The following is a 9,378-nucleotide window of genomic DNA, read 5'->3' as shown; positions in this document are numbered from 1 at the left end:
GCCCCTTCTTTAGTGTAGAAATAACATATCCAATCTGCGCCTCAGCAGACTTTCGGTCTCATTCATCAATTTTTCACCAATGTCATCGACATGTCTGTTTCTCCATGATTCCAAATCCGTGCCCTTTACCCAATGATTAAAAGCGCCTAAAGACGGGCCGCAATGAACTTGGAAATTCACCTTTTGTTCTTCCTGCCCTTCCAAAGCAAGCAGACATCCTCTCTGCAAATACCACTTAAATAGTAACAGCATCTTATATTTTTGATTGCGCTCAGCTTTTTGGGCCAGGTTCGGCTGTTTTTCTATTATGCTTTCGTAGATTTCATCAAAAGTCTTGTTAAAATAATCATTTTCGAGCTGAATCTTTGTCTTTTCATCTATCTCATTCAAAGACTCGTATTGTTGGTAGATTTGAAATAATTTATTTGCCCTGACCGGAAACAGCGTGCCCTTTTTCAGCACCTGAACCTTTGTTCCGAACTCAAACAGAGTCTCCGAAGGCGCATAAGCAGTATCGCATATTCCTGTCTCACTCAGCATTTCTTTAACAAAACCGCTTGTTTCGGCTTCAACTGTACATTGATTAATGGATCCCGTCATAATAAAATCAGCGCCCATTAAAAAAGCAGACGCGGCAGACTCGGGAGTCCCGATTCCTCCCGCAGCCCCGATCCTTATCTTCCTTGCGTATTTGTGTGTTTCCATCATTTCATCCCGCAGGTTAACAAAAAACGGCAGCATCGCCGTCAATGAGCCCTGTTCGGTATTACTTCCGCAATCTGCTTCAATAATGATATCGTCTGCTAACGGAATACGGCTGAGCCACTCCGCCTGCTCTTCCGTCAGCATACCGTTCTGACACATTCTCTTTACGATACTTTGAGGAGGCGGACTCAGAAATGCGGCCGCAACTTCCGGCCGTGAAACTTTGGCAATGATCCGATTATGAGGTATGACGCTGCCGCTTTTGTCTATCTTCAACTGATGCGCTTTGTAATAAATTAATGGCGCGCTGACGGAAAGATACGAAGACGCTTCTATTACTCGTACGTCATGCTTGATATATAAATCTATCAATTCCTTTTCTCTATCTTGATGATCCGGCTCAAATCGCAGATTCATTCCGTAGGGCTGGCCATTTTTGAGTGTCTTCTTAATAGAAATAAGGGCCTGTTCAATTTCCCTTATCGTTAAACCCGCTGTGCCAAAGAACCCCAGCATTCCTTTCTTCCCGAGGCGGATCAGCATTTCAGCGGAAGAGATCCCTCTATGCATCGCACCTGCCAAATACGCGTATGTCAAACCGTAATCTTCTTTGAAAGATTGATCACCCAATCGGGACACCGGTGAAGCTGCACCGCTCTCTATATTTTCGGCCAAGAGGCTATGCTCTTTCCCGCTTTCCGAATTGTCCTTGTTCCCTTCAGAAAAGAAGAGACTGTCTTCCGGCGCACTGATAGTAAGCGGTTCCTCATCTCTTTGTATGGTTTGAATTAATTTAGTCAGAATGTTTCCGGGACCGATCTCTTCAAACACAGTGACGCCTTGTCCCATTAGATACCTGATGCTTTCAGTCCATTTTACCGAGTTTGTTATTTGTTCAATTAAATTCCGTTTGATATCTTCTTGTTTATAAGGTCTTGCCGTATAGTTAGAAATGACCGGGAAATTCAATTCAGAAAAATGAAACCCCTCGATAAATTCCGCAAATTCACGCTGTGCACTTTCCATGAAACGAGAATGAAAAGCCCCGCCGACCTGCAATACGATATAAGCTTTCGCCCCTTCTTTTTCAAAAAAAGAGGCTGCCCGCTTTATCTCTTCTGCAGCCCCTGCTATCACAATTTGTGAAGATGTATTGTAATTGGCGATATCTATTTGGCCGAATTCATACTTTTGAAGTATTTTTTTTATGTGGTGCTCATCCAGTCCGATCACGGCAGCCATTCCGCCCTCGGAAGCCTCACTCATTAACTCGCCTCTTTTAGCAACCAGCCGGAGACCTGTTTCAAAATTAAAAACACCGGCCGCAAAAAGCGCAGTATATTCACCCAGACTATGTCCTGCAACAGCATCAGGACGTGTATGACCTTCTTTTAAACCCTTTAAATATTGCAGTGCGCTCACTGTATAAATTGCAGGTTGTGTATACTTCGTATCAGTCAGCCTCTCTTTTTCGTCTGAAAGGCATAAATCCTTTATGGAGTATCCTAAAATATGATCTGCCTTTTTAATGAGCTCACCGAATTCATCGAATAAGTCTCTGCCCATTCCTTTAAACTGCGCTCCCTGTCCGGGAAAGACGTAAGCAAGCATTTGTTTTCCTCCTGTTCCGTATTTCTGCCGTTTCTTTTCGTTACGATTTTGATAAACGTTTTTCACTTCAATTTTAAAATTGTCGTTTACTTTCAGCACCCTTACTTAATAAGCATTACTAAGCAAAATAAAAAAACCTTTATGCCGGATAAAGGTTTAAAAGCAAAAAGCATGTACAAATATCATATTGCCGTAAATATAAATAGATAGAATTTTCTGATAATTAAAATCACATTTTCATTCTGTTTTATATATATATATATATATCAATATAATAAAAACATTCCAACGTGCCGAAACAACGATTGGTTTTATGTGAATATTTCCCTAAATAAATACTATACTATGATTTACTTGTTGTCAATGGGAAACACACGTATTTACCAATTCTTCAGCCGCCTTTTTACAGGCGGCTGAACTCGGTTGTTATCAGTTCATCAGCCCATGCCGATATGCCTTCACTATACTATTTGCGGAATAATAGTTCTTTCTCTTTGTTGTAGTCTTTAGTAAATTGATTGAACTCATCTGCTTGTTTATGCACCTTTTCGTAAACTGAGTTTACTTTGCTGATTTGCTCTTCCAGCTGCGCTAATGTGAGCTTTTTATCTTTAATCAGTTTATAAAGGTCCTTATCAAGTGAAATGGCTTTTTCGTACTTTTTGTACAAAAGGTCATAAGATGCATACCTTTTCTCCATTAAAGCGACCGCATGCCCGGCTTTTTCTTTTACTTTCTTATCCTTTATTTCTTGAGAAGTTTTTTTTGCGGATTCAAACGCTTGTTTTGAATCATCAATACTGTCTTTTTCTGCTTTCAGATGTTTTTTTCGCTGATTTGCATTGCTCAGAGCCTGATCAGACAGTGTGACAATTTTCTGGTAATCATCCATATTCAGTTTAACCGCGCTGTCGTATAGCTGATGCTCTTTTTTCTCCAATTTTTCTAATGTTTTCTGCTCTTTTTGAAACGGTTTTTCCGCTTGAACGGCTTTTTCCATCGAGTCATGAAGCGATTCAACCGGATCTTTTCCCCCGCAGCCGGCAAGCAGCATACTTGCGGCGCCGAGCGCTCCGATTCCTGCTAATAACTTTTTTTGAATCATATTCACTTAAAATCCCCCAATCTTGACAATTTCCACTATAGAAGCCCGAACGCTTTTTGACAATAGCTGAGCTGTAATTGGCATGACCGGGTAAAGACGCTTACGGTGCTTTCAAAGAATACTTGCGTAAAAAATTGAGAAAACAGGGCGGATGACCATACATCTTTTTGGCTTTTACATAGTTTATAGTAGACGCCGGCCCTGCTGACAGAGGGTCAGCGTAATTAAAAGAGGAGGTTTTTTTATGTACGGATATGGATTTGGCGGCGGATTTGGCGGCGGTTGTTGCGGCGGCGGATATGGTTATGGCGGCGGTTACGGTTACGGCTGCGGCGGCGGATACGGCCGCACATTCGCATTAATCGTCGTATTGTTTATCTTATTAATCATCGTCGGTGCCGCTTATTTAGGCTGCGGCTGCTGACCTTATACACCATGAACATCGGCCGGCCTGCTATGGCCGGCCAATTGTTTCGTTGCGCCGCGATAAAGAAATTCGCTATAATTTACATATTAAGCTTTAGGAGTGAAGTTTCTTGATTACTATGGAAAATATTGTACGCGACGGACATCCCGCGCTCAGAGAGATCGCTGAAGAGGTTCAGCTTCCCGCTTCTGACGAAGAAAAACAGCATCTTGCTGATATGATTGAGTTTGTGAAAAACAGCCAAAATCCTGAATTAGCCGAGAAATACAAGCTTCGTCCGGGCGTCGGTCTTGCCGCTCCGCAAACAGACGTAAAAAAACGGATGATCGCCGTCCATGCAGAAGATGCGAAAGGCACTTTATACAGCTATGCTCTTTTTAACCCTAAGATCGTCAGCCACTCAGTGGAAAAAAGCTACTTGACGAGCGGAGAAGGCTGCCTGTCGGTAGACGAACCCATTCCCGGCTATGTGCCGCGCTACGCCCGCATCCGCGTAAAGGCGGTGACGCTTGAAGGAGAACAGATTGACATCCGTCTCAAAGGTTTTCCGGCCATCGTGTTTCAGCACGAAATCGATCATCTGAACGGCGTGATGTTTTACGACCATATCGACAAAGAAAATCCGTTCAAAGAACCTGAAAACGCCATTGCCATTGACCGTTAAAAATAACCGGCACTTCCCAAAGTGCCGGTTTTCTCTATTTCAAAAGGCCCAGTTCTTTGACGGCCCAGCTGATTCCCTCTTCATCCACCGGCTTTGTGACGAAATCGGCGGCAGCTTTTAATTCCGGAACCGCATTTCCCATCGCCACCCCGGTGCCGACAAAACGGATCATCTCAAGGTCATTTAGTCCGTCGCCGAATGCATAAGTGTCACTTACCCCGTACGGAAGCCGCTCAAGCACTCTTTTAATGCCTTCCGCTTTTGAACCGCCTTTCGGAAGCACATCCGTTGACAATTCATGCCAGCGGACATAATCAAACTCCGGAAAAGCGGCATATGCTTTTTCTTCATGACCGCGGCAGAATAAAAGCAGCTGATAAATTTCTTTTCCTTTATAAAATGTTTCATCAACTTCGGGATAAGGCGCTTTCAGACTGCCGATTCCTTCCGAGACGTGCGGATGTCCGGGGACGGTCGTTTTCATCGTGTCTTCCGCCATAAATACGACGGGGTGCTCCCCTTCTGCCGCCTGCTTTAATAAACGCGCAACTGCATCTTCAGGAAGCGGATTTTTATAAATGACCTCACCTTCAAATACGACATACTGGCCGTTGTATGAAATAAATGATTCAATCTCAAGCTCTTCCAGAATCGGTTTTACCATAAACGGGGACCTTCCGCTGGCGATAAAAACGTGATGGCCAGCCTCTTTAAGCGCCGTCACGGCGTTTCTTGCGCTATCGGGAATATGTTTATCATGGTCATAGATCGTGCCGTCAATATCAAAAAAAATCAATTTTGGTTTCATGTCAATTTCTCCTTTTTCCCGTTTATCAGTCGTGTCTTTTTCAATATCATCATACAGAAAGTTTTTCTTCCGGAAAACCGCCTTGATGAAATTCCAGTTTTACCCACGAAAACAAATTCAGTTTTTCCGCATACTACTGCTATAAAGGGCTTCAAAGGAGGTATACGATGCTGCGCCGATTACGGAAGAAACTCAGAAGACAGTGGGGCGGAATGCTCCGGAAAAAAGTCATCGCGTAGAAGGGATCTTTCGGTTTTTGAAAGTCCCTTTTTTGCTCGAGACTTTCCTTATAATCCGTTTTCGAATATAATAGAATAAGCGAGTCTAACATACGGCATTTAAGGAGAGATTTGGATGATTTATAAGGTATTTTATCAAGAGAAGGCTGACGAAGTACCTGTTCGGGAAAAAACAGATTCACTTTACATTGAGGGCGTTTCAGAACGGGACGTCAGAACGAAACTGAAAGATCAGAAATACAACATTGAATTTGTTCAGCCTGTGGACGGTGCTTTTTTAGAATATGAGAAGCAGAGCGAAAATTTTAAAGTATTGGAGTTATGAGCGGAATGAAATTTGTAAAAAATGACCAGACTGCCGTTTTCGCCCTCGGCGGATTGGGCGAGATCGGGAAAAATACGTACGGGGTGCAGTTTCAGGATGAAATTGTACTGATTGATGCGGGAATCAAGTTCCCGGAAGATGAACTTCTCGGCATTGATTACGTAATCCCCGATTACACGTATTTAGTAAAAAATGAAGATAAAATTAAAGGTCTGTTTATCACCCACGGTCACGAAGACCATATCGGCGGTATTCCGTACCTGCTCAGACAAGTAAATATTCCCGTTTACGGCGGTAAACTCGCGATCGGCTTACTTCGGAATAAACTTGAAGAGCACGGGCTGTTAAGACAGACCAAATTAAACATCATCGGTGAAGACGACATCGTGAAGTTCCGCAAGACGTCTGTATCCTTCTTCAGAACGACACACAGCATTCCGGATTCATACGGAATCGTCGTCAAAACACCGCCGGGCAATATCGTACATACCGGGGACTTTAAGTTCGATTTCACACCGGTAGGCGAACCGGCAAACTTGACTAAGATGGCTGAAATCGGGAAAGAAGGCGTTCTGTGCCTGCTTTCTGACAGTACAAACAGTGAGGTTCCTGATTTCACCATGTCAGAACGCCGCGTAGGCGAAAGCATTCACGATATTTTCCGAAAAGTGGACGGCAGAATTATATTTGCGACATTCGCTTCGAATATACACCGTCTTCAGCAGGTGATTGAAGCAGCCGTTTTAAACGGCAGAAAAGTTGCCGTATTCGGACGCAGTATGGAATCGGCTATTGAAATCGGACAAAATCTCGGTTACATTACCTGTCCTAAAAATACGTTTATTGAGCATAACGAAATCAATCGTATGCCTGCCAATAAGGTAACGATTTTATGTACGGGAAGCCAAGGTGAACCGATGGCGGCGTTATCACGCATCGCTAACGGGACGCACCGGCAGATTTCCATTAATCCCGGAGATACGGTCGTCTTTTCTTCCTCTCCGATTCCCGGAAACACAATCAGCGTAAGCCGCACCATCAACCAGCTGTACCGTGCGGGCGCAGAAGTCATTCACGGTTCATTGAATGACATTCATACATCCGGACACGGCGGACAGGAAGAGCAGAAATTAATGCTCCGCCTGATCAAACCGAAGTTCTTTATGCCGATTCACGGTGAGTACAGAATGCAGAAAATGCACGTCAAACTCGCGACTGATTGCGGCATACCCGAAGAAAACTGCTTTATCATGGATAATGGCGAAGTGCTGGCCCTCAAAGGCGAAGAAGCCGCTGTGGCAGGCAAAATTCCGTCCGGCTCCGTTTACATTGACGGAAGCGGAATCGGTGATATCGGCAATATCGTGCTCCGCGACCGCCGCATTCTTTCAGAAGAAGGCCTTGTTATCGTTGTTGTCAGCATCAATATGGACGACTTTAAGGTTTCAGCGGGACCTGATTTAATCTCAAGAGGTTTTGTATACATGAGAGAATCCGGTGATTTGATCAATGACGCGCAGCAGCTCATTTCGAACCATCTGGAGAAAGTAATGGATCGGAAAACAACGCAGTGGTCCGAAATTAAAAACGAAATTACCGATACGCTTGCTCCGTTCCTATACGAAAAAACAAAACGCCGCCCGATGATCCTTCCGATCATTATGGAGGTCTAAAAAAACTGCACTCATTACGAGTGCAGTTTTTTTATTGCAGCGGAATATGCTGAAAGGCTTTGACATCAAACAGACCGGCTGCTGTCATTTTAATATCCGGAATCACCGGAAGCGCTAAAAACGATAATGTGAGAAACGGATTGAAATCACCGGTGAATCCGAGCAGCGGAAGCTTTTCATGAAGCACGCCCAAGCTGTCATTGACCCATTCCGCCGACTTATCAGACAAAAGCCCGGCGATCGGAAGCGGAACGGAGTGAAGCAATTCTCCGTTTTTCACGGCTGTTAATCCTCCTCCGGTGTCACGGAGCCTGTTGATTGCTTTTGCCAAATCGGCATCGTTTGTACCGACGGCGATGATATTATGGGAATCGTGAGAAATGGTTGTGGCGATGGCGCCTTCTTTTAACCCGAACCCTTGTACAATCCCGAGTCCTATCATTTTTTCGCCGCTGTGCCGCTCTGCGACGGCGATTTTTAATAAATCATTTTCTGTATCAGGACGAAACGCGTCAACAGACGGTGCAGGCACTTCTTTTTTTCTCGTCTCCAAATGATTCGGTATCATTTCGATTACATTCATTGTCTTGCCCTCTTGAATCGGTATATGAAAATCCGATTCAGTCAGCGGCGCTTTCAGCCGCACTGTATCCAACAGCGCCTGGTCCGGCGAATAGGAACCGGCAGACTGTTCATAAACCGTGCGTCCATTCTCGGCAACGGTCCGGCCGGCGACCATGGTCTTCGTGACGGCAGCCTCCCGTACATCTGAAATGAACAGCAGATCTGCGTCAAAACCCGGCGCTACCGCCCCTTTTGTTTCAAGACCGTAGCACTCAGCCGCATTTAAGCTGGCAAGCTGATACGCAAGGAATGGATCAAGTCCCGCCTTCATCGCCATTTTGACTTGGTGGTTCACACTTCCTTCTGAAAGCAGATCATCTACATGCTTATCATCCGTGCAAAAGAAAAAGCGCCGCGCGTTTTTTTCATTCACCGCCGGCAGCACATTGAGCGTATTTTTTGCCACCGATCCTTCGCGCAGCATGACATACATTCCCCGTCTGATTCTGTCCAGCGCTTCTTCTTTTGTCGTCACTTCATGATCATTTGACACCATTGCGGTTCTATATATATTGATGATATCTGAAGAGAGTCCGGCTAAATGCCCGTCGATCCGTTTTCCGTGACGCTTGGCATCAAGCAGTTTCTGAAGCATATCCTCTTCACCTTCCGCAACAGACACATAATCCATTACTTCCGCAAGTCCGAGCACCTCTTTCTCCTGATAAAAAGGCTTTAAATCCTCGGCTTTTAATACGGCTCCTGAGCGTTCAAAGCTAGCGGCGGGAACACAGGAAGGAAGCATGAAACGGATGTTCAGCGGCGCCTTTTTCGCCTGCTCTATCATAAAAGAAATGCCTTTTGCTCCGGAAACGTTCGCAATTTCGTGAGGATCAGTAACGACAGTAGTCACTCCGTGTGGGAGGACAGCTTTAGCAAATTCAATCGGAGTAACCATAGAGGACTCGATATGAACATGTCCGTCAATAAAGCCCGGAACGATCATTTGGCCTTCTGCATCAATAACTTCTTCCCCTTCATATTCGCCCAGCCCGACGATCACTCCGTCCGTAATGGCGATATCTGCAGAAATCCATTCCTGGTTAAATACATCCATGATTTTTCCGTTTTTAATGACGGTATCGGCTTTTTGTCTGCCGGCTGATGCATTCAGCCGTTCAGCCAGTGTTTCTTTGTTCAAAATGAGGCCTCCTCTTTTTCTTTATATGGTACAATATGCTATCGGATCGCTTGATC

Annotated in this window: 8 protein-coding genes; 4 read left to right on the top strand and 4 right to left on the bottom strand. The window is 44.6% G+C overall.

Translation table 11 applies throughout. The annotated features are described in order from the left end of the window. Positions 1–9: 9 nt before the first annotated feature. Both fabD and ACNFN4_RS14885 read right to left on the bottom strand, forming a co-directional pair. Positions 10–2,316: an ACP S-malonyltransferase gene (fabD, locus tag ACNFN4_RS14890; protein ID WP_448200277.1), complete on the bottom strand. Its 2,307-nt coding sequence runs from the start codon at positions 2,314–2,316 to the stop codon at positions 10–12. A gap of 466 nt (positions 2,317–2,782) precedes the next feature. Continuing rightward, positions 2,783–3,421 carry a YkyA family protein gene (locus ACNFN4_RS14885; protein WP_448200289.1) on the bottom strand — a complete coding sequence of 213 codons (639 nt, stop codon included), beginning with the start codon at positions 3,419–3,421 and terminating at the stop codon, positions 2,783–2,785. Positions 3,422–3,665: 244 nt separating this feature from the next. Here ACNFN4_RS14885 and ACNFN4_RS14880 point away from each other — a divergent pair, with 244 nt between their 5' ends. Both ACNFN4_RS14880 and def read left to right on the top strand, forming a co-directional pair. Further along, positions 3,666–3,845, top strand: a complete 180-nt coding sequence (locus ACNFN4_RS14880) for a YjcZ family sporulation protein (RefSeq protein ID WP_007409651.1) — start codon at positions 3,666–3,668, stop codon at positions 3,843–3,845. 112 nt (positions 3,846–3,957) lie between these two features. Further along, positions 3,958–4,512, top strand: a complete 555-nt coding sequence (gene def / locus ACNFN4_RS14875) for a peptide deformylase (protein ID WP_003154544.1) — start codon at positions 3,958–3,960, stop codon at positions 4,510–4,512. A 34-nt stretch (positions 4,513–4,546) separates the two neighbouring features. Here def and ACNFN4_RS14870 read toward each other — a convergent pair whose 3' ends face one another. Beyond that, the gene (locus tag ACNFN4_RS14870) at positions 4,547–5,320 is read right to left on the bottom strand and encodes a Cof-type HAD-IIB family hydrolase (protein WP_031378771.1); all 774 of its coding nucleotides are present in this window, start codon (positions 5,318–5,320) and stop codon (positions 4,547–4,549) included. A gap of 354 nt (positions 5,321–5,674) precedes the next feature. Here ACNFN4_RS14870 and ACNFN4_RS14865 point away from each other — a divergent pair, with 354 nt between their 5' ends. Next, a complete protein-coding gene (locus tag ACNFN4_RS14865) occupies positions 5,675–5,884 on the top strand; it encodes a DNA-dependent RNA polymerase subunit epsilon (protein WP_003154548.1) in 210 nt (69 codons plus the stop codon). A gap of 5 nt (positions 5,885–5,889) precedes the next feature. Beyond that, complete coding sequence (gene rnjA / locus ACNFN4_RS14860) at positions 5,890–7,557, top strand: ribonuclease J1 (protein WP_003154550.1); 1,668 nt, start codon at positions 5,890–5,892, stop codon at positions 7,555–7,557. Positions 7,558–7,588: 31 nt separating this feature from the next. Here the strand turns inward: rnjA and ade are convergent, their stop codons facing one another. Continuing rightward, on the bottom strand, positions 7,589–9,322 hold the full coding sequence (gene ade, locus ACNFN4_RS14855; RefSeq protein WP_106067847.1) for an adenine deaminase: 1,734 nt from the start codon (positions 9,320–9,322) through the stop codon (positions 7,589–7,591). Positions 9,323–9,378 lie beyond the last annotated feature (56 nt).

The organism is Bacillus sp. N1(2025) (genome assembly GCF_053470005.1).
The sequence above is the reverse complement of the archived record's forward strand: the minus strand, read 5'-3'. Positions and strand labels throughout refer to the sequence as shown.

Coding starts and splice junctions, on each gene's coding strand:
- rnjA (WP_003154550.1), top strand. CDS start 5,890: ATGAAATTTGTAAAAAATGACCAGACTGCCGTTTTCGCCCTCGGCGGA.
- fabD (WP_448200277.1), bottom strand. CDS start 2,316: ATGCTTGCTTACGTCTTTCCCGGACAGGGAGCGCAGTTTAAAGGAATG.
- ACNFN4_RS14865 (WP_003154548.1), top strand. CDS start 5,675: ATGATTTATAAGGTATTTTATCAAGAGAAGGCTGACGAAGTACCTGTT.
- ACNFN4_RS14880 (WP_007409651.1), top strand. CDS start 3,666: ATGTACGGATATGGATTTGGCGGCGGATTTGGCGGCGGTTGTTGCGGC.
- ACNFN4_RS14885 (WP_448200289.1), bottom strand. CDS start 3,421: ATGATTCAAAAAAAGTTATTAGCAGGAATCGGAGCGCTCGGCGCCGCA.
- ACNFN4_RS14870 (WP_031378771.1), bottom strand. CDS start 5,320: ATGAAACCAAAATTGATTTTTTTTGATATTGACGGCACGATCTATGAC.